Origin of the sequence: Flavobacterium fluviatile (assembly GCF_010645065.1) — a bacterium.
Lineage (GTDB): Bacteria > Bacteroidota > Bacteroidia > Flavobacteriales > Flavobacteriaceae > Flavobacterium > Flavobacterium fluviatile.
The window spans coordinates 36,511-61,656 of sequence record NZ_JAADZW010000014.1; the positions used below are offsets into that span (position 1 = coordinate 36,511).

Below are 25,146 nucleotides of genomic sequence, written 5' to 3' on the forward strand. Positions count from 1 at the left end.
AAAAGAATGTTATGAATTCTATTTATTTTATAGAATTTATAGTGTATTTTTAGCTTTCTTTTTCAACCGAAACAACTTCATATTTATCCTTTCCATCGACTTTTACCGGCTGATAATAAGTTTCGCCAAACTTTACATATTTTACATCACCAATGGTTACTTCTTCGCCACCTTCAGGTAAATTATCAACAACTGTTCCTGCTGTTGGAGCCACAACGGTATATTTGCCTCCGTCTTTTTCGTAGTATGTTCCTCCATAATAATAATTGTTTACTGTTCCGGTATTTACTGTTTCAGCTCCGCTTGGAATATTGTTTACTGTACCTCCAACTGGTGCAGGAACAGCTGTGTAACCTCCATTTGTTGAAGTGTACCAAACGCCCTGGTCATAATGATATTTATTGTTTTCTACACTTACAATAATAGCCGTGGTTGCAAGTGTTGCTACAAAAAAGCCCCAGGGATGCCAAACAGGTCCCCAATAAAAAGGTCTGTAAGGACGTGGATAGTATGGATGGTAAGAATTATATCTGTACCCCCCATGTATGTAAGGCGGGCGAACATAAGGTCTTGGGCCAGGTCTTACAACTGTGTTACGATTGTTGCGGACATGAACACTATTGTTAACATTAATATTGACATTGTTTTTATTTCTATTTACTGTATTACCGCTTATTTTGGTGTTTTTATTGCCTACTTTATTTCTGTTTACAGTATTTGAATTTCTGTTATTGGTTATGTTTTTCTTTCCAATATTAGAATTTCCTTTAGCAGGCTTATTTATCTTAGTTCCTGAATTCTTAGAACCTGGTCGGGTTGCAACAGAATTGTGGTTTGCAGGCCTTGATTGTGCAGCTGGTCTTGATTTTACGGCTGGTCTTGATTGTGCAGCTGGTCTGGAATGTGTTGCAGGTCTGGCGCCACCGCCACCAGCTCCATGAAAACCGCCTCGTCCACGTTGCGCATAACTATCTATTGAAATCATAAAAAGTGATCCGACAAAAAGCATACAGATCGTTTTTCTAAGTGTTGTGCTTATGTTTTTCATTTTCAGAATTTTAGTTTTATAAAGTTATTAAAAAAAAAGGATTTCTTATTGAAATTTAACGAAATTTCGTTATAGATTTCTCTTAGCTTATAATGAAATGTCCCATTGTATTCTAAATCGCCAACCTTGTTCTAATGGCAATGTTTTGTCCTGAAAACTAAAATAAGATACCTCTGAGGTAAGTTTATTTTTATGTCCTTTGAAAAACCAGTTAAAAGTAATTGTTGTTTCTTCCTGAAGGTTTTCTCTTATTGAATTGTCAGGACGATAAGCTGCATGCCTTCCTGCCATTTCTAAATGTTCTGGCCACCACTCAAAGGCGTTGTGAAAGAAATAACCTGCCTGAACATAATAACCTTTCATTATAGTGGTGCTATTGTTGCTTATTTTATCGATGATTTCTTTATTATGCAATTCGCTTTGCCAGGAAAAACCACGATACATAAAAGCAGTTTCCAGATTCCATTGGTTTACTCTGTACTGACCCGGCAGACCATCTTCAAACCCGTCTAAAGAACCGCCTCCGGCTTGAGAAAATCGGGTGTAAGGGCTTCTGTTTGTTATTGCTGAAAAGGCAATAATTGGGGTTGGTTTTTCATGAAATTCCAAATCACAACCTTCAAAATCAAGAAATCTTCCTAAAAAATTCCATTGCATTCTTCCAAAATACATGAGATGATTGTCATCATTTGAAGTGCTTCCTCTACCAGTTCCTGTTAAGGCAGCAAACCAATAGTTAAAATCGGCGATCCCTTTTCCTTTTAAATGACCATAAACTTCAGCACCTAATTCTCTGTCAACCGTAAAAGGACGGTTAATAAGTGATCTTTCAGCCATTTGCTGCTCGCCGCTACTAATAAAACGTTCACGTGTAAATTCGGTTTTCCATTGGCCAACTTTAAAACTCAGCCATTCCCATTTTTCAATCATTATTCTAAAATCAAGTAAATTGGACTGACTTAATTCATATTCCCAATAATATTTTAGCCAGGGTTCAAATGCATGACCCCCAACTTTTAGTCTGGCCCGGTTTATTTTAAAAGTAGTTTTTGCATCCTGACTATAATCATCATAAGTTAGGGGATCTGTATCGTAAGGAGTAGAAAAACGAAATTGTAATCTGCTTTGCAACTGAAACAGGAATTTTTTATCTCTGGTCTGTAATTCAATGCCTTTACTTCCATAACGAACATCCATCAATTTAGAGGTGTCTTTTTCCTGTTGTGATATTCCTCTTAAACTGATTAGAAAAAATACAAGCAAAAGAAAAATTTTAGTGTGAATTATTTCTTGTGCGTTAAACATAAGCTTTCCTGATTGTATGATTATCTTACTGCTTTTATATTTCTATTTTCCTCCAAAGCTTTTAGCGATTCCTAAACCCATTCCCCAGCTATCATAAGCATTCCACTTAAAATCATAACTTACAGTACCGAAAATTTCCCAGCCTTTTGGAAGTTCATAACCATATTCTACTCCGGCACGGGTTAAAAAAAAATCCTCTTCTCTGGCAAATTCACCTCCAAATCCCAAAAGAAAGCTCCAGGATTCATTTGGTTTGTAAATTCCCATTAGTGCAGGAGCTATAGGGTAGCTTCTTTCAATAATTTCGTTTTCATCATCGTTGGCATAGACTTTTTCGACTTTAAATTTTTCAATTATAAAATCGGTATGAAGACCAATAGCCCATTTTTCATGAAATTGAAGTGTATAATCTAACCCCCAGGCAGGAAGGCTAAGAACTTCGCGCTGTCCCTCATCATTTCTTCCTTCAAAAACATGGGCATGATTTATTGAAATGCCAATTTGGTGATGTGGACTAAATGATCTTTCAATTTCCTGAGCGGTAATTTTGTTTTGAAATATTAAATAAAAGACAGCTGTTATATAAAATAGTGCTTTCTTGATGTCAATACTGAACATGGTGAAGTTGTTTTTAATAAAAGGAATTAAAAAAGGGTATTTAATGACCGTTTTACTGATTATAAATACCCCATTTTATTGTTTTTATGAAATTACTCTCTTTTCATAATTCTCATAGCTTCTTTGTTAATATCTTCATAGCTTTGTTCGCTAATGTCAACACCCACACCAAGGATTTCACCACCTTTAAAGGTTCCTGGTGTTTTATATTGGCTGCTCACCGCATCACCACTATCAAAGCCAACACAAAGACCGTCTCCGGACAGGGTGAATTTGCCCGGTTGTGTTTTCATAGGACCTTTGGCAACTTCTTTACCATCAATGAATAAATGTCCGGTACCAATTTGTTCTCCGTGTTCTCCGGTTTTTTCTCTTACAAATTCAAAACCAAGAGCATGTTTGCCCGGAGTTAATGTTGATGATGATACAAATGTTTGTTCAGGCTGAATTCCTAAGAAATTATACACATAGTACAATTTGTTGTCTTTGATGAATAACGAATGTCCGCCAAAACGGGATCCGTGTGCAAAAATTACACCTGAAGCTCCCGATTTAATATCTACATCACCCACAATTTTATAAGAGCGCCCACGAACATTTACCGCAACACCTTCAGGAACTGCAGCAGTACCAGGGTAGTAAATATAACGTGTTTTTGGTTTTTCCTGAGAAGGGCGTTCTGCACCGATAATCTCCATAGCCGAACGGTCATCTAATGGTAAAACTAAATTTTTGTCAGCTTCAGCAAACCATGCATCTACTAATTCTTTTAATTTTTCCGGATTCTTTTTAGCTAAATTATTTGCTTCAGCTCTATCTACATCTACATTATACAACTCCCAAACATCTTTGTCAAATTTACCAGTTCCGGTTAATGGAGCATGAACCGCTACTGCTTTCCAGCCATCTTTCCAAATTGCTCTGGTTCCTAACATAGTATAGTACTGAATTTTCTTTTGAGTTGGGCCATCAGGTTTTGCATCAAAAGAATATTTCATGGAAACTCCAGATAATGGGTATTGCGGCACATTATTAAATGTTTTTGGCATTTCTAAACCACAGATGTCTAAAATGGTTGGAACAATATCTGTAGAGTGGTGGTATTGATTACGTACTTCGCCTCTGGCTTTGATTCCTTTAGGCCAGGAAATAATTAAAGGATCACACGTTCCTCCTGCATAATTACTGTAACGTTTGAACATTTTATAAGGGGCTGAGAATGCAGCAGCCCATCCGGTAGGGTAGTGCTCATAGGTGTCCGGACCACCTAATTTGTCAATGTATTTTAAGTTTTCTGCCAATTCATCAGGATATCCGTTAAAGAACTTATTCTCGTTTACAGATCCTGTAGGAGAGCCTTCGCCTGAAGCGCCATTATCGGCAGCATACATAACAACAGTATTTTCAAGCTGACCTGTTTTTTCTAAATAATCAATTACACGGCCTACTTGTGCATCGGTATATTCTGAGAAGCCGGCATATACTTCAGCTAGTTTAGTGAATAATTTTTTCTCGTCAGCACTTAACTTATTCCATGGTTTAACATAATCGGCTGGATTAGATATATTTGGAGGCAAGAAGTTGAAATTAGTGTTTTTTGTTCCTGCCGGCAAAATACCTTTTGAAATCATTCTAGGCAAAACCCACTCTCGGTAAGCATCATATCCAGCATCAAATTTTCCTTTATATTTTGCAATATATTCTTCCGGTGCGTGGTGTGGTGCATGATTAGCTCCGGGACAATACCACATATACCAAGGTTTTGAAGGGTTTGTAGCTTTTTGATCCTTAATATATTCAATAGCTTTATCCGCCAAATCTTTGGATAAGTGATAGCCTTCTTCCGGACTGTAAGGCGCCTCAATAAAATGGTTGTCTTCTACTAAATCAGGGTACCATTGATTGGTTTCTCCTCCTAAGAATCCATAATAGCGATCAAAGCCCATTTGCGTTGGCCATTGTGCTTTGGAACCTCCGGAAGATACATCTTGTTCTGGTACGTTGTGGTTTTTACCAATCCAAAACGTACTCCAGCCAGCTTGTTGTAACACTTGCCCAATTGTAGCACACTGTGCAGGGATTTGTCCGTTAGCGCCAGGGAAACCATCTGCAGTTTCGGTAATAGAAGCCATACCGTTTAAGTGGTGATTGCGTCCAGTTAACAAAGTAGATCGGGTAGGAGAACACAATGCTGTGGTATGCCATTGGGTATAAGTTACTCCGTTATCAGCAATTTTCTGCAAAGTTGGCATGTTAATAGCTCCGCCATAAGGAGACCATGCTGCCTGTCCGGTGTCATCGTATAAAATAAATAATACGTTAGGTGCTCCATCGGGAGCCGATTTTCGGGTGTAGGCGCTCCAATCCGATTTAGAATTTCGAATGTCCAGTTCAATGACTCCCTTGAAATTCTTTTTTACATCCTCCCTCGGGTCTGCTTGTGCAGCTATTTTTGAAACTAATCCAAGAGACAGTAATAAAGACAAAGTCATAATAAAATTCTTGTAATTTAAGTTATTTTTTTTCATGGTAATGGATTAAGCATTTAAATAAAAAAATCCTGAATAAAAAGTTAAGTCTTTCAAAATTAGAGAATAAAAGATAAAACGAGGCCAAAAGCAGATACTAACACGTTTCATTTTATAATTTGCAACTTAAAAAACGGTTTCTTTAAAAATTTGCAACCGTACTTTTTTTGATTTTTAATCTTCATTCTATTATGAACAAAATCGTAAATATTTGTTTTAGATAAAAAAGCGCCATTTTCAAGTTTAATATTTAAATTTGCATCCAAAAAAATAACAACACATTCTTATGTATAAATTGATAATTCGTCCGATACTTTTTTGTTTTGATCCTGAAGAAGTGCATTACTTTACTTTTTCATTTATAAAATTCATTTCAAAAATTCCGGGAGTTACATCGATTATCAAATCTATTTACGAAGTAAAAGACGTTCGTTTAGAAAGAGAAGTTTTCGGAATTAAATTCAAAAATCCCGTAGGACTTGCAGCGGGATTTGATAAAGACGCCAAACTATATAAACAACTTGGAGATTTTGGTTTTGGTTTTATCGAAATCGGAACGGTAACGCCTGTGGGCCAGGAAGGAAATCCAAAAAAACGTTTATTCAGATTAAAAGAAGACCAGGCGATTATCAACCGAATGGGTTTCAATAATGGCGGAGTTCTGGAAGCTGTTGAACGTTTGAAAAAGAATTCAGGAGTTTTGATTGGCGGAAACATCGGAAAAAATAAGGTAACCGATAATGAGGATGCAGTTAAGGATTATATCATTTGTTTTGATGCCCTTTTTAATCACGTAGATTATTTCGTAGTTAATGTAAGTTCGCCAAATACGCCAAATTTAAGAGCTTTGCAGGATAAAGAGCCATTAACGGCCTTGCTTCAGACATTACAAAACAGAAATGTCGAAAAACAAAAAACAAGTACTCAAAAAGTAAAACCAATTCTTTTAAAAATTGCTCCGGACTTAACGGATGAGCAGTTATTAGATATTATTGATATTGTAAAAACTACCCAGATTGCGGGTGTAATTGCTACAAACACAACAATTTCAAGAGATGGTCTGCTGTCTGATAATAAAACAGAAACAGGAGGTCTGTCCGGAAAACCATTAACGAAACGCTCAACAGAGGTAATTCGTTTTCTTTCTGAAAAAAGCAACAAAGCATTCCCGATTATTGGAGTAGGAGGAATTCATTCTGCAGAGGATGCTATCGAAAAGCTTAATGCCGGTGCAAGTTTAGTGCAATTATACACAGGTTTTATTTATGAAGGGCCTGCATTGATAAAAGCAATCAATAAAAAAGTTTTACAACAGCTGTAAAAGAAGTGACTGCATAGCTAAGCCGATCAGTATTGCAATTCCAAAACTGATTAAAGTCCCAATCATTACATATTCAGTAAGTTTTCGGTCTTTGGCTTCTTTTAAATCCCCAAACCTGAAAATAGATTTGGCGGCCAGTAAAAATCCAATGGCTTCGAAGTGTCCGGTCAAAATAAAGCAGATTATAAACAGACGTTCTAAAATGCCAATGTAATTTCCTGCATTGGCAAGCGAATTGTCCTGATGACTGTTCTGACTCTCCGGGCTCCAGATGGAAATAATGGTTTTTATAAAAATAGATGCAGGTTTGGTTACGAGTACAATCCCGGTTATCAGAATCCAGAACCGGTTATCAAATCCATAAAAGTTTAAATTATCATTTTGATAAAGAAACACAACGCCGGTTAAAATCAGAAGATGTGCTATTTGATCGACAACAAACCAAGTTCGTTTGGTTTCGTTTTTCTGAAAATTCAGTTTAATGAGATCTATTATCCCGTGTGTAAAAACAATCAAAACAGCATACGGAATAAAACTGATTTTTCCCACTAATATTACGGTTAAAAATCCGTGAAGCAGAATATGAAGGTATAAATAAATGCTTTTATGCTTATTCGCTTCTTTATGTATTACCCATGAAGTAGGCTGCCAGATAAAATCGCCTAACAAATGTGCCAAAAGCAGTTTTATAAATAAAATCATAATGCAGTAAGTTGTTTTATTTGTTTTCTAAAATACCGGTCTAAATTCAGAACCAGATCAAACTGTGCACGTTTTTGTCTCCTGCTTACAGCAGCCTGATTGATGCCCAGTTTTTGCCCTATTTCTTCCTGTGACAGAGTCGGATTTTCTATAGCTATAGCCACAAATTCAGCCGATTGTGCCAGCCAGCTGTCCATAAAAGTGAGCGCCAGCTGAATCATTAGATTTAGTTTTTCATCTGTTTCATCATTGCCGGTTCGCATAGCCAAAGTAACTTTTTGTTTTTTCAAAGTTTCGAAAAGTTCTCCTGAATGTATAAAAGCAGAACCGTTACTTTCGGATATTTTTTCGGCATTATGAGTCTTATTGCCAAAGCCAATACTCATTCGGGCATCAGATTTTATAGCTCTTAAATGTGCTTTTACCAAAATAGCAGTTAATAAAGCTTCTTCGGGGTTTTTTACTTCGATTTGAAATTCATCTCCCCTGTAAACTTCCCATTGATTTGGTGTTGCACCAAACTGAGCTAAGATTTTTTTTAAATCTTCTACCCAATGCTCGGATTCCTGTTCTCTGGAACCAATTATGTCCCCTGTAATTACACTAGTCATTACCAAATATAATTAAATTAAAAACTATCTATTACAAATATAGGTAATATTTTTTAATATTACACTTTTTGGTAATAATTTTATTTATTACGTATTTTGGTAATTTTTTAAATCATTACAGATTTAGGTATTATGGTCTAAAATTACCGATTTTGATAATATTATTCATTATTACGATATTGTGTAATGTTTCGAACCCGTAAAAAGTGATTCTCTGTTGGTAAATAAATTGTCAATTGCATCATTTCAGAAAATAATTCAGGAAAGAGTTAATTTTTATTTCTTTAAAAAACAAACTAACTTAGCCTTTACAAAAGAATAAGCTTTGAATAAAGAAATCAAAATCATCGAATGTCCACGTGATGCCATGCAGGGTATCAAAACTTTTATTCCTACTAAAAATAAGGTTTCTTATTTACAGGCTTTATTAAGAGTGGGTTTTGATACGATTGATTTTGGAAGTTTTGTATCTCCAAAAGCGATTCCGCAAATGCAGGATACAGCTGAGGTACTGGCAAAACTAGATTTATCTAACACTACAAGTAAACTTTTGGCTATTATAGCGAATACACAAGGTGCGCAAACTGCAGCAGAACATGAAGCCATTCAGTATCTGGGATTTCCCTTTTCAATTTCAGAGAATTTTCAGATGCGAAATACGCACAAAACGATTGCTCAGTCCCTAATTACACTGCAGGAAATTTTTGAAATCGCTGATAAAAAAAATAAAGAAGTAGTAACCTATCTTTCCATGGGGTTTGGGAATCCATACGGAGATCCGTGGAATGTTGAAATAGTTGGCGAATGGACAGAAAGATTGTCAGAAATGGGTGTGAAAACCCTCTCGCTTTCTGATACAGTCGGAAGCTCAACTCCGGAAGTAATAACGTATCTTTTTTCGAATCTAATTCCGAAATATCCTCAAATTGAGTTTGGCGCACATTTACATACCACGCCAAACAGCTGGTTCGAAAAAATAGATGCTGCATACAAGGCAGGCTGTACACGCTTTGACGGTGCAATTCAGGGGTTTGGAGGCTGCCCTATGGCAACCGATAAACTTACCGGAAATATGCCTACAGAAAAACTACTGTCTTATTTCACATCTCAAAAAAGAACTACAGGTTTAAACTCCCTGAGTTTTGAAAGTGCTTATAATGAGGCATCAAAACTATTCGGTAAATTTCATTAAGATTTTCTGTATATTTACTGTAACTGTCACAGTAACTGGTTGTTAAAGTGCTGATTGTTTGCATGAACATGCTAAAAGATCCTTTGTTGCTTTTACAGCTTTTTTATAAACGGAAAAAAGGTGTTTTGCCTCTCGTGGCTTTTCATTTCGATCCGGGCTGGGACATTAAGGAAACGATTTCTTTTAGAGTCAAAAAAAAATCTGAATAAGTTAATGAACAAGTTTGCGATTTATTCACTATATTTGCACGCAATTCAACTACAAATTGCAACATGATAGCACACAACTCCAAGATCATCGGCGAAGGTTTAACTTACGATGATGTATTATTAGTACCTAACTACTCGAATGTGCTTCCACGTGAAGTGAGTATCAAATCAAAATTCTCAAGAAACATAACATTAAACGTTCCAATCGTATCTGCTGCTATGGATACAGTGACCGAAAGTGCAATGGCAATCGCTATGGCTCAGGAAGGCGGAATTGGAGTTTTACATAAAAATATGACCATCGAACAGCAGGCGGCGAAGGTTAGAAAAGTGAAGCGTGCTGAGGCCGGAATGATCTTAGATCCGGTAACATTACCAATGAATTCAACAATTGCAGATGCAAAAGCTGCTATGAAAGAATTCGGAATTGGAGGTATTCCAATTGTTGACGAAAACAGAATCCTAAAAGGAATTGTTACCAACCGTGACCTGCGTTTCGAAAAAAACAGCTCAAGACCAATCGAGGAAGTTATGACAAGTACAAATCTGGTTACTGTTGCCGAAGGAACTTCATTGGAGCAGGCCGAGGTTGTTTTACAAGGGCATAAAATCGAAAAATTACCGGTTGTAAACGCTAAAAATGAATTAGTTGGTTTAATTACGTTTAGAGATATTACAAAACTGACTCAAAAGCCAATTGCGAATAAAGATACTTTTGGCCGTTTAAGAGTGGCAGCTGCAATTGGAGTTACAGGTGATGCTGTCGAAAGAGCCGGTGCATTAGTTGCTGCAGGTGTAGATGCAATTATAATCGATACTGCTCACGGACATACAGAAGGCGTGGTGAATGTATTAAAAGAAGTAAAATCAAAATTTTCTCAAATAGATGTAATTGTCGGAAATATAGCAACTCCGGAAGCTGCTAAATATTTGGTAGAAAGCGGGGCAGATGGTGTAAAAGTAGGAATCGGACCTGGTTCTATTTGTACAACACGTATCGTTGCAGGTGTTGGTTTTCCTCAGTTTTCTGCAGTTCTTGAAGTGGCTGCTGCTATAAAAGGAACAGGAGTGCCTGTAATTGCAGATGGTGGAATACGTTATACAGGAGATATTCCTAAAGCAATCGCTGCCGGTGCCGACTGTGTAATGTTAGGTTCATTATTGGCAGGAACTAAAGAATCACCGGGTGAGACCATTATCTTCGAGGGAAGAAAATTCAAATCATACCGCGGAATGGGTTCTGTTGAGGCGATGCAGACAGGTTCGAAAGACCGTTATTTCCAGGATGTTGAAGACGATGTTAAAAAATTAGTTCCGGAAGGAATTGTTGGACGCGTTCCTTACAAAGGAGAGTTAAACGAAAGTATGCTTCAGTTTATTGGAGGTCTTCGTGCCGGAATGGGGTATTGCGGTTCAAAAGATATTCCGACTTTACAGGAGACAGGACGTTTTGTTAGAATCACATCAAGCGGAATCACGGAAAGTCATCCACATAACGTAACAATCACAAAAGAAGCTCCAAATTATTCAAGATAATTTATGGCTATAAAACTAAAGTTAAAAGAAGTTCTTGAAACTGAGCTATATTATGGCTTTTATGAAATTTTTGTTTTAGGAGGTTTTGATGTTCGGGCAAATCCAGATTTTTTTGTTGAAATTCTGGATTTAAAGACAAATGAATCAATTCTTTTAAGGGAAAAAAACTTAAAAGCTAGAGATTATAAAAATGGAATTAAGGCTGTTAAATTTTTTAGTTTTGAAATATATAAATATACTAAATGTCGAATATCAGTTCATAATTTTGAAGACATGGTTGTGAATGATTTAATGCCAATGCCAATAACAAATCCAATTAGTGATTTTTTGTTTAATTTTTTTTCAGCGAGAAAACAAGAAAAGATTAATTTGGATCAAGTTGAAATATTGATTTGTTAAATTATGATATATAAAAAAGGCGTAAGATTTAAAATTCTTACGCCTTTTGTAGTGTTATCTTTAAGATAAAATCAATTATACATTAATCCATCTTTAAAGTGAAGCTGTATTTTTCTCTGTTTCCCTTAAAGTTTGATTTTCTAAAATTTCCTGAATAAAAGGCTTTGTCTGCTTTTCAATTTCAGCTTCAGAAATGTTTAAAGCCTTAGAATCATTTGCTAATTGAAGCCATGGTTTAGGACCGTCAAAATCATAACTTCCAAAAACAACTACAGGAGTTCCCTTTACTTTTACATTTTCTTTATCTTTCAATATCCATTCGTCAGCGAATTTATAGAGGTATTTAGCGTCTTTTTCCAGTAATCTTAGGCAAGAATGCGACGCAGGATAGCCAGGTAATTCATATTGGTGAAAACCAACTCCTTTTTTATTTTCAATATTGAAATTCCATTTAAGCTCCCATTCGTCATTAAATGTACTGGTTGTTTTTTCTGCTTTCCAGTTGGTAAAAAATAATCCGGTTGGAGTAGGGTCTGCTTTTCTTCCCATATTAGTAGGGCCTGTACGAACTAATTCTCCATTTTCATAAGCGGCAAAAGTTTGTGTGGGATAAGAGAAAATGATAATTTTTGAAACACCTTCTAAGGCATTAACATGTAAGGGGAATGGGAGGTAATAAACCAGGTCGCCACTGAAATCTGAAGGAATTACAAGTGAATCGAGTTTCTTAAGACTTGCTTTGTCAGCTCTGTTCAGCGCATAGATAATATTCATTTTAGCGCTGTCAGCTTCATTAGTCTTCAGCCATTCTTTAGATTTTGTAAATTGATATGAAACTGTCGATTCAGGTTTTTTATATTCAACTGTTTTCTTAGATTTTTTATTTTCTGCTATAGTAATGGTATCACTTTTTTTGCAGGAAACCATTAAAGCTAAAATTAGTATAAGTAACGCGTTTGCTATGTAATATAACTTCTTCATAATATTTGTGTTTTTGATTATGGTAAAGTTCTATTTTTATTATTTACTCACGTTATAGAATTTTTAAGATTATTTACTGGATTTTCATTATGAATTTGTTGGTTCATTTGATAATCAGATTTGTTTACGAGCGTGCAAAAAGCAATTATATTCCTCATTATAAAATGAATACAATTGCTTTTATGTAATTTTTCGAGTCTTTTTTAGATAATTATTTAGTTATAAGTAATTGTGCTTATTTTAATCTAAATTATAAAAACTATTTTAAATCAACCCTTTTATTTTAGCATGCTGCAATAACATAATTGTCTTGGCATCCGTAATCTCGCCTGATTCGATCATCGCATTAGCCTCATCGAAAGTAAATTCTAAAACTTCAATATTCTCCTGTTCAGCATCCAGTCCGCCGCCTTCGCTTACTTTCATACTTTGATCATATTCGCCAACAAAAAGATATAAAATCTCTGTTACGGCACCTGGAGACATATAGGTTTCAAAAACTTTCTCTACTTTAGAAATGCGATAGCCTGTTTCTTCTTCTGTTTCGCGAATGATTGCGGTTTCAGGATTGTCTTTGTCTAAAAGACCGGCGCAGACTTCAATCATCATCCCATCTTTATTTCCGTTAAGGAAAGTTGGCAAACGAAACTGACGTGTTAGAATGACTGTTTTTTGGATTGAATTGTATAATAAAATACCGGCCCCATTTCCACGGTCATACACTTCGCGAGTGTGGATTTCAGTTACACCATTTTCTTTTTTGTAATCATAAGTAACCCGGTTTAAGATATACCAGTTGTCAGATAGTAATTTAGTTTCTTTAATTTGAACTTCTGGATTTTTCATAATGAAGTAATTGATGTAAAAAAAAAACGCCCTGAATATCAGAGCGTTTAATGTGTTATTTTGTTATTGTTTGCTTTCTGTCTGGTCCAACCGATACAATTTTGATTGGCACTTCGATTTCTTTCTCAATAAACTCAATGTATTCTTTCAGCTCAACCGGCAATTGATCATAAGTTGTCAATCCTGTTAGATCAGCTTTCCATCCTTTAAATTCTTTATAAACCGGAGTTACGTTCTCTGGTTCAATATTGTATGGGAAGTGAGAAATATTCTGCCCTTTGTAGTTGTACTCAGTACAAACTTTTAAAGTTTCAAATCCTGAAAGGACATCACCTTTCATCATCATTAACTGTGTCACTCCATTCACCTGAACAGCATATTTCAAAGCCACTAAATCTAACCATCCGCAACGTCTTTGTCTTCCTGTTACAGAACCAAATTCATTACCAACTCTTGCCATTGTAGCACCCACTTCATCAAAAAGTTCAGTTGGGAAAGGTCCGCTTCCAACACGTGTAACGTAGGCTTTGAAAATCCCGTAAACCTCTTTGATTTTGTTAGGAGCAATTCCTAAACCTGTACAAGCTCCGGCAGCTGTAGTGTTTGATGAAGTTACGAAAGGATAAGTTCCGAAATCAACATCTAATAGAGAGCCCTGAGCTCCTTCGCAAAGAATAGATTTACCTGCTTTTTGAGCCTGGTGCATGTATTCTTCACTGTCAATGAAATCTAATTTCTTTAATTCTTCAATAGCTTCAAAGAATTCTTTTTCTAATTCTGCTAAATTATATTGAATAGCAACATCATAAAAAGCAATCATTGCCTCGTGTTTGTCTGCTAAAGCTCTGTAACGTTCTTTGAAATCTTCTAATTCAATATCTCCAACACGTAAGCCGTTTCTGCCGGTTTTGTCCATATACGTTGGACCAATACCTTTAAGTGTAGAACCAATTTTTGCTTTTCCTTTAGATGCTTCAGAAGCTGCGTCAAGCAAACGGTGCGTTGGCAAGATTAAATGTGCTTTTCTTGAAATGATTAATTTCTTTTTGATATCAAGGTTGAATTTTTCTAAACCCTCGATTTCTTTTTGAAAAACTACCGGGTCAATTACAACTCCGTTTCCGATGATATTTACTGAATCTTTATGAAAAATTCCGGAAGGAATGGTTCTAAGTACGTGTTTGATTCCGTCAAATTCTAATGTATGTCCTGCATTTGGTCCTCCCTGAAAACGTGCAATAATATCATAATTTGAGGTAAGAACGTCAACAATTTTTCCTTTACCTTCGTCTCCCCATTGTAATCCTAGTAATAAATCTACGGTCATTCTGTTTTAATTTGCGTTGGGACAATCTAAGCTTGTCCTACTGATTATGTAGTTAATTTTCTTTTTTTTAGTTTTTTGAAAAGTCTGATTTAAAAAGACTATGAATTTGTATTTTGCTTTTTGTTTCCGTAGAAATAAAGCGAGTGATTTGTGATTTCGATATCAAAAATTTCTTCGATAGTCTTTTTGATGGTCTGGATTCTTGGATCACAGAATTCGATCACCTCACCGGTATCTGTCATGATAATATGATCATGCTGTTTATCAAAATATGATTTTTCATAGTAAGCCTGATTTTGTCCAAATTGATGTTTTCTCACCAATGCGCAGTCTAACAATAACTCAATCGTGTTGTATAATGTAGCTCTGCTCACACGATAGTTTTTGTTTTTCATTTTGATATATAGGTTTTCTATGTCAAAATGTTCCTCGCTGTCGTAAATTTCCTGAAGTATAGCATAACGCTCAGGAGTTTTGCGATGCCCTTTTTGTTCAAGATACATTGTAAAAACATTTTTTACAATTTCTTGATTTCTAGTGTTGTCAGTTGAAATGAGTGTCATATCCGGCAAAGATAATTTATTATTTTTAATCAATAAAAGTTTCGGGTTTAAAGTTTCGTTATAAAACCCCTATAGACCCGTTAAAAAGTTAGGTTCTGTATTCTCTTGTTACTTTGTCAACACCATCAATTTTTTTAATGGCACTAATCATTTTCTTTAAAATAGTATTGTTTTTTACAATTACAGCTACCTGTCCATGGAAAATCCCGGCATCTGTACTAAGCGAAATACTCTGGATATTAACGCTCATATTGTTAGAAATAACTTTTGTAAGCTGATTAGTAAGTCCTAAAACATCCATTCCCGTAATGTTGATAATGGCTTTAAATTCTTCCTGAGAAGAGTCAATCCATTTGGCGCTCATGATGCGATACGCATAATTTGACTGCATTCCAATTGCGTTTGGACAATCTTTTTTATGTACTTTGATTCCTTCGTTTATCGTAACAAATCCAAAAACGTCATCACCCGGAATCGGGTTACAGCATTGTGATAGTTTATAATCCAGTTTGTCATGCTCAGTTCCAAAAACCAGCATGTCGTAATTGCTGCTGATGACCGGTTTATGGATATCCTCTGCAGCAGTATCTTTGGTCCTTTTGATTTTGTTTTTAAAGAAATTGATAAAAGTATTACTCTTTTGCGCTGCATAATCTTTTAACTGCTGATTTTCGATAGCACCGATTCCAACACGATAAAATAAATCTAAACTTGTTTTTAATTTAAAAAAGTTTACTAATTCGTTCGTAACCTGTTCATTGAGGGTAACTTTTAAATGCCTTAGTTTTCTGGTAAGTAATTCTTTTCCTTCTTCGGCAATTTTTTTGGTGTTCTCGTTAAGGACATTTTTGATTTTGTTTTTTGCTCTCGAAGTCGTTACGTAATCCAGCCAGTTTACCGTTGGCTTTTGATTTGCAGAAGTAATTACTTCAACCTGATCACCACTTTTTAATTCGTGATTTAAGGGAACCAAACGTCCGTTTACACGGGTTCCCCTGGTTTTAATCCCAATTTCAGAGTGGATACTGAAAGCAAAATCAAGTGAAGTTGCGCCTTTTGGCAATGATTTGATTTCTCCTTTTGGTGTAAAAACGAAGATTTCCTGCGAATAGAGATTCATTTTAAAATCTTCCACAAAATCAACCGCATTGGTTTCAGGATTTTCCAAGGCTTCACGAAGCAGATTCAGCCAGGTGTCTAATCCGCTTTCCTCAGATGCGCCGTTTTTGTATTTGTAATGTGCCGCATATCCTTTTTCAGCAATTTCATCCATTCTCTCACTTCTTACCTGTACTTCAACCCAACGGCCTTTTGGTCCCATAACGGTTATGTGCAGGGCTTCGTAACCGGTTGATTTAGGAGATGAAATCCAGTCTCGCAAACGACTTGGGCTGGGTCTGTAATGATCTGTTACGATGGAGTAGATTTTCCACGCAATAAATTTTTCTTCATGGGAATCACATTTATAGACAATTCGCAGTGCAAACTTGTCGTAAACTTCGTCAAAACTTACATTTTGGGCACGCATTTTTCGACGAATCGAATAAATAGATTTTGGACGTCCTTTTATGATATAGTCAATATTTTCGGCATCGAGCGATTTTTTCAGGACATCCGAAATATCTTTGATGTATGCGTCCTGTTCTTCCTTAGTTTCCCTAATTTTGCTTACGATATCTTCGTAAACAGCCGGTTCTGTATATTTTAAGCCTAAATCTTCAAGTTTGGTTTTGATATTATAAAGTCCCAGACGATGGGCGAGTGGTGCATAGATGTATAAAGTTTCAGATGCAATTTTGGTCTGTTTGTATTCTACCATCGAATCCATGGTCTGCATGTTATGCAAACGATCTGCCAGTTTGATCAGGATAACACGTACATCGTCGTTGAGGGTCAGGATCATTTTACGGAAATTCTCTGCCTGCATGGAGGCATTCAAATCCTTTTGAACCATCGAAATCTTTGTTAGCCCTTCGACTAACTGTGCTACTTTCGGGTTAAATAAACGTTCAATATCTTCAACAGTAATGGGTGTATCTTCGACAACATCGTGCAATAAGGCCGCAGCAATAGAGGTAGCTCCCAAACCAATTTCCGAAGCTACAATTTTTGCAACTGCAATAGGATGAAAGATATATGCCTCTCCGGATTTACGTCTTTGTTCTTTATGGGCATCAACAGCCACGTCAAAAGCTTTTCGAATTAATTTTTTGTCATCAATAGTCAACGTTTGATAGCTTATTCGAAGTAATTCTTTGTACTCCTGGGCGATTGCTTTGTTTTCTTTTTCAATATCTATTTCTGTCATAACGGCATGGTTCAATCCTTAAAAATAGGAATTTGTTTAAATATACGCAAGGGAATGGATTGCTCATTTTGGGTTTTAAAATTTAAGTTTCAACAAGGTGAAATTAGTTCTTTTGCAATTAAAAAGGAATTCGACTCCGCTCAGTCTGAGAAACAAAAAAATAATGTTTTGTGTTTAAAAATAAATGAAAAATCTTTAATTTTTTTGTTATAAGAAAATCACAGACTTTTAATTTTCAACTAAGGACTAAGGACTAAGGACTAAGGACTAAGGACTAAGGACTAAGAACTAAGGACTAAGAACTAAGAACTAAGAACTAAGAACTAAAACCCTCTCTGTCTTTTAGCTTCAAAAATTAAAATAGCAGCAGCGACGGAAACATTCATACTGTCAATTTCGCCCTGCATCGGAATAATAATGTTTTGCGTTGCAGCATCACGCCATTCCTGAGTTAGTCCTGTTGCTTCTGTACCTACAACCAAAGCAGTTGGAGTAGTGAAGTTTTGTGTGTGATAGGAGGTTGAATTTTGTAATGTGGCACAGTAAAAATCAATTTTTTTCTGTTTCAAAAAAGAGATGATTTCTGCAGTAGTTCCGGTTGCAATCTGATTGGTAAACAAACAGCCAACACTTGAGCGTACTATATTTGGGTTGTATAAATCACTTTTTGGATTGGCAATCAATACAGCATCCAGATTGGCAGCATCTGCAGTACGCAAAAGTGCACCAATATTGCCTGGTTTTTCAGGAGCTTCGGCTACCAGAATCAATGGGTTTTCGGATAATTTTAAATCGGATAATTGCAATGACTTGGTTTTGGCTACAGCCAGAATTCCTTCAGTGGTATCGCGATAAGCCAGTTTTTGATAAACTTCTTTGTTAATTTCGATTAACTGAACTGATGATGAAACCAGTTTGCCAATTTGATTTTCAGAAACCAGTTCTGGTAAAAACAAAACCGTTTCGATTTCGTATCCGCCTTTTTGAGCCAATGAAATTTCACGTAATCCTTCAATCAAAAATGTACCGGTTTGTTTGCGGGCTTTTGCTTTTTCCTGCAATAAAACAAGCGATTTTATAAACGGATTCTGGACTGATGTGATTTGTTTCATTTTTTGAGCGACTGAGTTTCTGAGGCGCTAAGGTACTGAGATTTTTTTTTGTAAAAAAAGGAGCATAGGTTCAAAGTAACAAATGGTACAAAGGTTTTCTCCTGCAAGGTTTTTAAAACCTTGTAGGTCTAGAAATAATAGAATGAAATTTTCAATTATTGATTGATATTCAATTATACCAGTTTCAGTACTAATAGGTAAATTTTGGAAACTTACTTTTGTTAATTTCTAAATCATTTCACATTTTACAATTCTCATCTCACAATTTGGCTACAAAATCCCCCTTGACTTAATCTCCAAATATTTATTAATGGCATCCAAAGTCAGATTCTCAGGCTGTGTCAGAACGGAATGGATTCCGTACTTTTTTAGTTCATTGGCAATCAGACGTTTTTCGAACATGAATTTTTCGGCAATTACCTTGTCATAAACTTCCTGAATCGTATCGGTTTTTTTGTTTATGATTTCGTTCAGTTCGGTATTGCTGAAGAATACAACCACCAATAAATGACTTTTTGCAATTCCTTTCAAATAAGGCAACTGGCGGTTTAGTCCGTCCATGGTTTCGAAATTGGTGTACAAGATGATCAGGCTGCGCTGGTTGATATTTTTTTTGACATCTACATACAAACGGCTGTAATCGCTTTCAAAAAAATCGGTTTTGATGTTGTAGAGGGTTTCCAGGATTTTTTGCATCTGCGAACCTCTTTTTTCGGCAAAAACCCTGTTTTCTACTTTTTTAGAGAAAGCAAAAATTCCGGCTTTGTCCTGCTTTTTCAGAATTACATTAGCCAAAACCAAAGTCGAATTAATAGCATAATCGAGTAAACTCAAACCATTAAAAGGCATTTGCATTACACGGCCTTTGTCAATTGCCAGATAAACCGACTGTGATTTTTCATCCTGAAACTGGTTGACCATCAAGGCATTTTTCTTGGCTGTAGCTTTCCAGTTTAAAGTTCGAAGATCATCCCCCTGAACATATTCTTTGATTTGCTCAAACTCCATGGTGTGACCAATTCGGCGGATTTTCTTAATTCCGTATTGGAACAAATTATTCGAAAAAGCCAATAAATCATACTTTCTTAATTGAATATACGACGGATATGTAGGTACCATTTTGTCTTTATCGAAAGTAAATCTTCTTGAAATCAGTTTCAACGGAGAAGAGACGTAAATGTTTAAATTTCCAAAATAATATTCACCTCGTTCTGTCGGACGCAAATCGTACGTAACTTTATCCTGGCCAGATGCTTTAACAGTTCTTTCTATTTTGAAATCGCGTACCTGAAACTGAAACGGAATTTCGTCAATTATTTTAACCGAAACAGGGAAAGTATAATGATTTATGATTGAAATACTTACCGGATTCAAATCACCATTCGAAAGTTTTTCATGCATTTCCCTTGAAGCTTCAATTCCGGTTCGGGCTATATAAAGAAGTAAAACATCAAGGACAAGAAACGTGATTAAAACCAAAACAAGAAACCAGACTCCATTATATAAAACAGGAAAAATAAAAGCGCACACAAATAGTCCGATGATACCTAAAAGGACATAGAAAAAGAAGTTGTTTAGGTATAGGCTTTTTATGAATTTCACTTTTTTGTTGTTTCAGGTTTAAAGTTTCGTGTTTTCCTGCAAGGTCTTTTTCTGACCTTGTAGGTTTAAAAATTATAAATTAAGACACCTACAAGGTTTTAAAAACCTTGCAGAAATACAAGTTATCTTGGAATTTCAACTGTTTCAATAATCTGTTTAATGATTTCTGAACTTGTAATTCCTTCCATTTCACGCTCCGGAGCCACAATCACACGGTGTTGTAAAACCGGAACAGCAGCTTCTTTAATATCTTCAGGAGTTACAAAATCACGACCGCGAATGGCTGCAAAACCTTTCGCAGCATTCAGAATAGCGATGGAGGCACGAGGCGAAGCTCCTAAATATAAAAAGGCATTTTCCCTTGTGTTTACCACAATTCGGGCAATATACTCCAGTAAATTTTGCTCTACCCTTATTTGTTTGATCAAAGCCTGATATCCTTTTATTTCTTCTGCAGAAAGAATCGTTTTGATAGCTTCTAATTTTCCGTGATCCTGTAGTAAATGCTCTCTTTGAATAATCAGGATTTCATCATCTAATTTTGGGTAATCAACCGAAATTTTGAATAAAAAACGGTCCAATTGTGCTTCCGGCAATCGGTAAGTACCTTCCTGTTCAATTGGATTTTGTGTGGCAATAACCAAAAAGGGAGTATCCAATTGATAGGCAGAACCGTCAATGGTAATCTGGCGTTCTTCCATTACTTCAAAAAGAGCTGCCTGCGTTTTTGCTGGAGCACGATTGATCTCGTCAATTAAAATCAGATTAGAGAAAATAGGACCTTGTTTGAATTCAAATTCGGAACTTTTCAAATTAAAAACAGAAGTTCCTAAAATATCTGAGGGCATTAAATCCGGTGTAAACTGAATTCGGCTAAAGCCAATATTTAAGGTTTTAGATAATAATTTGGCAGTTATGGTTTTGGCAACTCCCGGAACGCCTTCCAGTAAAACGTGTCCGTTTGATAAAATCGCTACCAAAAGCTGATCAATCATTTTGTGCTGGCCTACAATTACCGTTTCAATCTCTTTTTTGATAGTATTAACGTGTTCTAAAAGCGGTGCTAAATTAAGCCTTGTTTCAAAATTCACATTTTCGTTAGTGATTTCGGTTTCTGTTGTATTGATATCGTCCATTTTTGGTATGTTTTCGTTTGATGAATTTCCAGTTAAAAATATTAATGTAAAACTTTTTCTATTGCATTATTGATTCGGATTAAATCTTCTTCAAGGCTTCCGTGGTAACTTTTTCGGTATTCGTTGATTAAAAATACAAGTTCCCTGATATCATTTTCATCTTTTCCGGATTTATGATGTAGTTTTGTGATGAAATCATCATCTAATTTCGATGTATCCATCAAATATTCATTTCGGATTCTTTCCAGAAAATAAATGATTTTTTTATCAATAATATTATCATGATCCCCTTCCTGGTAGTATAAATTCCCAATAGTTTTGGTAAAATCAACAGTTAGATTGGGCAAAGGTTTTAATATAGGGACAATCCTTTGTTTTCGCTTCGCATTAAAAAGAATAAAAATCAGTATTCCGATTAATGATAAATAAAACGCCCATTCTAACGGAGGCTGGCTTAAAATATACCGAAGCGGAGAACCTGAGATTGATTCGCTGTTTTGTCCTTTTGTATACCAGTACACATCGCCTTTTGGGATATAAGAAAGAACACCTTGGGCATATTGATAGTGATCGTCTTTTAATAAATGAAAGTTTGAAAAAGCGGCAGGCTGGGTATGCAGGTAAAAGTATCCGTTTACGTATGGCACTTTTATGAAATTGATTCTTTTTTGATTTTCCTTATTTGCCTGATAACCCAAAACTGTAGTATTTAAGGTGTCAATTTTTGAAAAATAATAATTACCCATTCCTTCAGTCATGTGGAATTTTTTTTGGCTTACATTTTTATTAGCCATCCAGATTGAAGTACTGTCAGAATACTGAAAATCGGTTCTGAAATCAATTTTTAAACTGTCTAAAAGTGGCTGTGGGAATGTTTTCATGCTCAGGAAAGCATTGTTTCCATGTGATACAAAATAAAAAAGCTCCGTCATCGACTGATCATCAATGGCAGCAAATTCTGTGATATTAAAAAAGGTTCCTTTTATTTTATAAGTACCGACAACAGTATCGGGAACATATTTTGAATCCAGAAATTCATAAGGTGTCAATGCTGAAACTCTTTCAATCTTTTGTTTCTTTAAAAGACCGTCAATTTCTTTATCGAAAACATATAACCCTAGCGGAATTTTATCGTTTACGGAATAAGTGGGAGTCCAGTCAATTCTTTTTGGAGAATTGCTGCCCGCTATTAAAATTAAGGCAAAAACCAAAACCAGTATAGCGATATAAATTTTAATCGATTTACCCATGGCTAAAGGTTTTTATTGCGTTTTTAAAACGTTTTTCAGCTTTTTCGAACATTCTTTCGTCAATTTCAAATTCGCCATACCAAATATAATTATATACATAAGACAGATAGGTGAATTCTTCTTTGTGGGAAGAGTTTCTAAGTTCGTGTAAATAATCAGAATTGGTTTTTTCTATATCCCATTTAATATAATGATTTTTTGCCATTACTTTCAATAACCAAAGATAATAGTATCGAATGGCAATTCTTTTTTCTCCGGATTCGATAGATTCCGTAATAAGCTTTTCGAAATCCAGAAGGTGGATGTTTTTTTCAGCATCAGTATAATGAATTACTTTTTGTTTGGCTTCTTTGCTGAAAATCCATTGTCCTTCTTTTCCGATTAGAGCTTTTACAATTAAATAAATTACAAAAATGACAATTAGTATCGCCAGTACTTTCAATAAAATAGCTACAAAATTAAGTGAAGCCTGCGGATTTTTAAAAGTGAATATTTTATTGAAGATGTCTGCAAGCCATTCTTTAAAATGATCCCACCAATTTTTTTCGGCTTTTTTTTGTTCGTAAACAAAATCACTGTCGGTATATTGTTTTTTGAAGTTTTTCTGAAATGTTTTGGCTTCGATAGTGTCTGAATCGACATAAATATCAGCTTCAGTATATTTTACAGTGGTAACTTTAGGAGGTTCGGTTTTAACCAAAGTATCCTGCGCATTCAGGATATTACAGCACAGAATAAAAGATAAAATAATTAATAATCTATTCATTATTGGTTATGGTTAATTCGATTTGGTTTAAAGTTGTTGTGTCTTTTTGTGTACAATAAAAGGATAAACCAAATAATAAAAAGAAATAACACTCAGTGTAAAAAGGATGATAAAACTGCTCAGCCAATTAGGCATATTGATCGAGTAGCGGGTAATAAATCCTTCCAGGAATCCTGCACTGATGGTGAACGGAAAGGTACTCAGGAAGATTTTGAAACTGTTTTTAAAACCTATTTTAAATGAATTTACTCTCGAAAAAGTTTTAGGAAATAAAATAGAAGCCCCTAAGATAAATCCGGCTGCAGTTTCAATGACAATCGCAAAAATTTCCATAGCACCATGAATCCAGATGCCGCGGACACTTTTCCAGAAAACATTCTGCTCGTAAAAAAAGTATTGAAAAGCTCCCAGCATGATGCCGTTTTGAAGTGAAATATACAAGGTGCCAATTCCTGCAAAAAGGCCCCATATATAACATCTTGCGCCTACATACAGATTATTCATAGTAATCCCGACAAAACTTCCCCAGTTGCTTCCGGAGCCATAAACTGCCATTGGATTTCCTTTTTTAATATTTTCCAAAGTCATATTGACATAGCCATCTCCCAAAATTAACCGGACAAAATCCTGATCAAAACGGGCAGAAATAACCCCTATTGCAACTGTAATAAAAAACAAGACAAAAGCATACAGCAAATACCTTCTGTAGGCATAAACGAGAAGCGGAACTTCGGTTTTAAAAAATTCAAAAAACCGGTTCTTTTCTGCGCGTTTGGTTTTGTAAATCTTTTGATAAATCTGCGATGCGAGGTGATTTAAGTAAATCACTGTTTTACTTTTTGGGTAATACGTTTGTGCGTACGACAGGTCATTCATCATTTGAATGTACAAATTGGCTAACTCATCAGGATTTTTTTTAGCTTTACCCAAAATAGCCAGTTCAAATTCCAGCCATTTTTCTTTATTTTGTTTTATGAATGCAACTTCTCTCATTGAGGGCTAAAATATAAAATATGTCAGAATTATCTATAACCACAACCCAAAATGTTAAAATAAATTTCATAGCTGCATCAGCAGGCGAGCGAATCGGTTCTTATTTGATCGATTTGGTCATCAAAATAGCCTATGGAATAGTGGTTTATCTGGTTTTTTTCAATTGGCTGAATCTAGATCTTTTATTTCAAAATTTAGATCAGTGGTCTGTCGGCACAATTCTTTTAGGTTTTTATTTTCCGGTTATGATTTATTCCCTTACTCTTGAAAGCATTTTTGAAGGTCAGACGATAGGAAAAAAACTAAATAAAATAAAAGTGGTTAAAATTGACGGATACCAGGCCGGTTTTGGAGATTATCTGATGCGATGGTTTTTTAGACTGATAGATATTTCGATTTTATACGGAATTATAGCTCTTATAACTGTTGTTTCAAGTAAAAAGGGACAGAGGCTGGGTGATATGGTGGCAGGGACTTCAGTCATTACCCTAAAAAATAAAATTGATATCAGTCATACCATTTTAGAAGAAATAGAAACAACGTATGTGCCAACTTATCCTTTAGTTATTAAGTTGTCAGACAATGATATGCGTATCATAAAAGAAACATTTTTAAGAGCAGAAGCAAAAAATGACTATGAAATCATTTATAAATTAGTTCATAAAATTGAAAGTGTCACCGGAATCAAGAATCAGTCAATTGGAGATCCTGCCGGTTTTATCCGTACGGTTTTGAAAGATTATAATTTCTATACCCAGAATATGTAATTAATTTATTTATGATATAAATCGAA

22 protein-coding genes are annotated in these 25,146 nt (G+C 35.4%); 5 read left to right on the forward strand and 17 right to left on the reverse strand.

Features of this window, described 5'->3' with window-relative positions; translation table 11 throughout:
* Positions 1-49 precede the first annotated feature (49 nt).
* The 4 genes from GXM17_RS14115 to GXM17_RS14130 form a co-directional block, all read right to left on the reverse strand.
* Entirely contained in the window at positions 50-1,048 is a 999-nt protein-coding gene (locus GXM17_RS14115; protein ID WP_163399968.1) for a DUF6515 family protein, read from the reverse strand.
* Between the two features lie 87 nt (positions 1,049-1,135).
* Positions 1,136-2,353, reverse strand: a complete 1,218-nt coding sequence (locus tag GXM17_RS14120) for an OprO/OprP family phosphate-selective porin (protein ID WP_163399969.1) — start codon at positions 2,351-2,353, stop codon at positions 1,136-1,138.
* A gap of 42 nt (positions 2,354-2,395) precedes the next feature.
* Complete coding sequence (locus GXM17_RS14125) at positions 2,396-2,971, reverse strand: hypothetical protein (RefSeq protein WP_163399970.1); 576 nt, start codon at positions 2,969-2,971, stop codon at positions 2,396-2,398.
* 92 nt (positions 2,972-3,063) lie between these two features.
* On the reverse strand, positions 3,064-5,499 hold the full coding sequence (locus tag GXM17_RS14130) for an arylsulfatase (RefSeq protein ID WP_163399971.1): 2,436 nt from the start codon (positions 5,497-5,499) through the stop codon (positions 3,064-3,066).
* Between the two features lie 286 nt (positions 5,500-5,785).
* Here GXM17_RS14130 and GXM17_RS14135 point away from each other — a divergent pair, with 286 nt between their 5' ends.
* On the forward strand, positions 5,786-6,820 hold the full coding sequence (locus tag GXM17_RS14135; protein WP_163399972.1) for a quinone-dependent dihydroorotate dehydrogenase: 1,035 nt from the start codon (positions 5,786-5,788) through the stop codon (positions 6,818-6,820).
* On the opposite strand, the gene GXM17_RS14140 is transcribed toward GXM17_RS14135, so the two are convergent.
* Together GXM17_RS14140 and GXM17_RS14145 are read right to left on the reverse strand one after the other, a co-directional pair.
* Positions 6,806-7,522, reverse strand: coding sequence for a DUF3307 domain-containing protein (locus GXM17_RS14140; protein WP_163399973.1), 717 nt, complete (start codon positions 7,520-7,522; stop codon positions 6,806-6,808). The genes GXM17_RS14135 and GXM17_RS14140 overlap by 15 nt on opposite strands.
* Complete coding sequence (locus tag GXM17_RS14145) at positions 7,519-8,133, reverse strand: SatD family protein (RefSeq protein ID WP_163399974.1); 615 nt, start codon at positions 8,131-8,133, stop codon at positions 7,519-7,521. The genes GXM17_RS14140 and GXM17_RS14145 overlap by 4 nt, the downstream gene beginning before the upstream one ends.
* A gap of 325 nt (positions 8,134-8,458) precedes the next feature.
* Between GXM17_RS14145 and GXM17_RS14150 the strand changes: the two genes are divergently transcribed.
* The 3 genes from GXM17_RS14150 (at position 8,459) to GXM17_RS14160 (ending at position 11,469) form a co-directional block, all read left to right on the forward strand.
* Positions 8,459-9,325, forward strand: a complete 867-nt coding sequence (locus tag GXM17_RS14150) for a hydroxymethylglutaryl-CoA lyase (RefSeq protein ID WP_163399975.1) — start codon at positions 8,459-8,461, stop codon at positions 9,323-9,325.
* 272 nt (positions 9,326-9,597) lie between these two features.
* Entirely contained in the window at positions 9,598-11,070 is a 1,473-nt protein-coding gene (guaB, locus tag GXM17_RS14155; protein ID WP_163399976.1) for an IMP dehydrogenase, read from the forward strand.
* Positions 11,071-11,073: 3 nt separating this feature from the next.
* Complete coding sequence (locus tag GXM17_RS14160; protein ID WP_163399977.1) at positions 11,074-11,469, forward strand: hypothetical protein; 396 nt, start codon at positions 11,074-11,076, stop codon at positions 11,467-11,469.
* 93 nt (positions 11,470-11,562) lie between these two features.
* Here GXM17_RS14160 and GXM17_RS14165 read toward each other — a convergent pair whose 3' ends face one another.
* The 11 genes from GXM17_RS14165 to GXM17_RS14215 all read right to left on the reverse strand — a co-directional run bounded on the left by GXM17_RS14165 (position 11,563) and on the right by GXM17_RS14215 (position 24,353).
* The gene (locus GXM17_RS14165; RefSeq protein ID WP_163399978.1) at positions 11,563-12,450 is read right to left on the reverse strand and encodes a L,D-transpeptidase; all 888 of its coding nucleotides are present in this window, start codon (positions 12,448-12,450) and stop codon (positions 11,563-11,565) included.
* Positions 12,451-12,714: 264 nt separating this feature from the next.
* On the reverse strand, positions 12,715-13,296 hold the full coding sequence (locus GXM17_RS14170) for an NUDIX domain-containing protein (protein ID WP_208796441.1): 582 nt from the start codon (positions 13,294-13,296) through the stop codon (positions 12,715-12,717).
* A gap of 55 nt (positions 13,297-13,351) precedes the next feature.
* Positions 13,352-14,623: an adenylosuccinate synthase gene (locus GXM17_RS14175; protein ID WP_163399979.1), complete on the reverse strand. Its 1,272-nt coding sequence runs from the start codon at positions 14,621-14,623 to the stop codon at positions 13,352-13,354.
* 98 nt (positions 14,624-14,721) lie between these two features.
* Positions 14,722-15,186, reverse strand: coding sequence for a Fur family transcriptional regulator (locus GXM17_RS14180; protein WP_163400035.1), 465 nt, complete (start codon positions 15,184-15,186; stop codon positions 14,722-14,724).
* Positions 15,187-15,274: 88 nt separating this feature from the next.
* Positions 15,275-17,494: a RelA/SpoT family protein gene (locus GXM17_RS14185; protein ID WP_163399980.1), complete on the reverse strand. Its 2,220-nt coding sequence runs from the start codon at positions 17,492-17,494 to the stop codon at positions 15,275-15,277.
* Between the two features lie 323 nt (positions 17,495-17,817).
* Positions 17,818-18,606: a TrmH family RNA methyltransferase gene (locus GXM17_RS14190; protein WP_163399981.1), complete on the reverse strand. Its 789-nt coding sequence runs from the start codon at positions 18,604-18,606 to the stop codon at positions 17,818-17,820.
* A 270-nt stretch (positions 18,607-18,876) separates the two neighbouring features.
* Entirely contained in the window at positions 18,877-20,208 is a 1,332-nt protein-coding gene (locus tag GXM17_RS14195) for a DUF58 domain-containing protein (RefSeq protein ID WP_163399982.1), read from the reverse strand.
* A gap of 122 nt (positions 20,209-20,330) precedes the next feature.
* Positions 20,331-21,344 (reverse strand): AAA family ATPase, encoded by a 1,014-nt coding sequence (locus GXM17_RS14200; protein ID WP_163399983.1) that lies wholly within the window; start codon positions 21,342-21,344, stop codon positions 20,331-20,333.
* Between the two features lie 41 nt (positions 21,345-21,385).
* Complete coding sequence (locus GXM17_RS14205) at positions 21,386-22,594, reverse strand: DUF4350 domain-containing protein (RefSeq protein WP_163399984.1); 1,209 nt, start codon at positions 22,592-22,594, stop codon at positions 21,386-21,388.
* Positions 22,587-23,360, reverse strand: coding sequence for a DUF4129 domain-containing protein (locus GXM17_RS14210; RefSeq protein WP_163399985.1), 774 nt, complete (start codon positions 23,358-23,360; stop codon positions 22,587-22,589). The genes GXM17_RS14205 and GXM17_RS14210 overlap by 8 nt, the downstream gene beginning before the upstream one ends.
* A gap of 27 nt (positions 23,361-23,387) precedes the next feature.
* Positions 23,388-24,353, reverse strand: a complete 966-nt coding sequence (locus tag GXM17_RS14215; RefSeq protein WP_163399986.1) for a stage II sporulation protein M — start codon at positions 24,351-24,353, stop codon at positions 23,388-23,390.
* Between the two features lie 20 nt (positions 24,354-24,373).
* Between GXM17_RS14215 and GXM17_RS14220 the strand changes: the two genes are divergently transcribed.
* Positions 24,374-25,120, forward strand: coding sequence for an RDD family protein (locus tag GXM17_RS14220; protein ID WP_163399987.1), 747 nt, complete (start codon positions 24,374-24,376; stop codon positions 25,118-25,120).
* Positions 25,121-25,146 lie beyond the last annotated feature (26 nt).

Excerpts from the sequence above, each read along its gene's own strand:
- GXM17_RS14115 (WP_163399968.1), bottom strand. The coding sequence starts at position 1,048 with ATGAAAAACATAAGCACAACACTTAGAAAAACGATCTGTATGCTTTTT.
- GXM17_RS14120 (WP_163399969.1), bottom strand. The coding sequence starts at position 2,353 with ATGTTTAACGCACAAGAAATAATTCACACTAAAATTTTTCTTTTGCTT.
- GXM17_RS14125 (WP_163399970.1), bottom strand. The coding sequence starts at position 2,971 with ATGTTCAGTATTGACATCAAGAAAGCACTATTTTATATAACAGCTGTC.
- GXM17_RS14130 (WP_163399971.1), bottom strand. The coding sequence starts at position 5,499 with ATGAAAAAAAATAACTTAAATTACAAGAATTTTATTATGACTTTGTCT.
- GXM17_RS14135 (WP_163399972.1), top strand. The coding sequence starts at position 5,786 with ATGTATAAATTGATAATTCGTCCGATACTTTTTTGTTTTGATCCTGAA.
- GXM17_RS14140 (WP_163399973.1), bottom strand. The coding sequence starts at position 7,522 with ATGATTTTATTTATAAAACTGCTTTTGGCACATTTGTTAGGCGATTTT.
- GXM17_RS14145 (WP_163399974.1), bottom strand. The coding sequence starts at position 8,133 with ATGACTAGTGTAATTACAGGGGACATAATTGGTTCCAGAGAACAGGAA.
- guaB (WP_163399976.1), top strand. The coding sequence starts at position 9,598 with ATGATAGCACACAACTCCAAGATCATCGGCGAAGGTTTAACTTACGAT.
- GXM17_RS14160 (WP_163399977.1), top strand. The coding sequence starts at position 11,074 with ATGGCTATAAAACTAAAGTTAAAAGAAGTTCTTGAAACTGAGCTATAT.
- GXM17_RS14165 (WP_163399978.1), bottom strand. The coding sequence starts at position 12,450 with ATGAAGAAGTTATATTACATAGCAAACGCGTTACTTATACTAATTTTA.
- GXM17_RS14170 (WP_208796441.1), bottom strand. The coding sequence starts at position 13,296 with ATGAAAAATCCAGAAGTTCAAATTAAAGAAACTAAATTACTATCTGAC.
- GXM17_RS14175 (WP_163399979.1), bottom strand. The coding sequence starts at position 14,623 with ATGACCGTAGATTTATTACTAGGATTACAATGGGGAGACGAAGGTAAA.
- GXM17_RS14180 (WP_163400035.1), bottom strand. The coding sequence starts at position 15,186 with ATGACACTCATTTCAACTGACAACACTAGAAATCAAGAAATTGTAAAA.
- GXM17_RS14185 (WP_163399980.1), bottom strand. The coding sequence starts at position 17,494 with ATGACAGAAATAGATATTGAAAAAGAAAACAAAGCAATCGCCCAGGAG.
- GXM17_RS14190 (WP_163399981.1), bottom strand. The coding sequence starts at position 18,606 with ATGAAACAAATCACATCAGTCCAGAATCCGTTTATAAAATCGCTTGTT.
- GXM17_RS14200 (WP_163399983.1), bottom strand. The coding sequence starts at position 21,344 with ATGGACGATATCAATACAACAGAAACCGAAATCACTAACGAAAATGTG.
- GXM17_RS14205 (WP_163399984.1), bottom strand. The coding sequence starts at position 22,594 with ATGGGTAAATCGATTAAAATTTATATCGCTATACTGGTTTTGGTTTTT.
- GXM17_RS14210 (WP_163399985.1), bottom strand. The coding sequence starts at position 23,360 with ATGAATAGATTATTAATTATTTTATCTTTTATTCTGTGCTGTAATATC.
- GXM17_RS14215 (WP_163399986.1), bottom strand. The coding sequence starts at position 24,353 with ATGAGAGAAGTTGCATTCATAAAACAAAATAAAGAAAAATGGCTGGAA.
- GXM17_RS14220 (WP_163399987.1), top strand. The coding sequence starts at position 24,374 with ATGTCAGAATTATCTATAACCACAACCCAAAATGTTAAAATAAATTTC.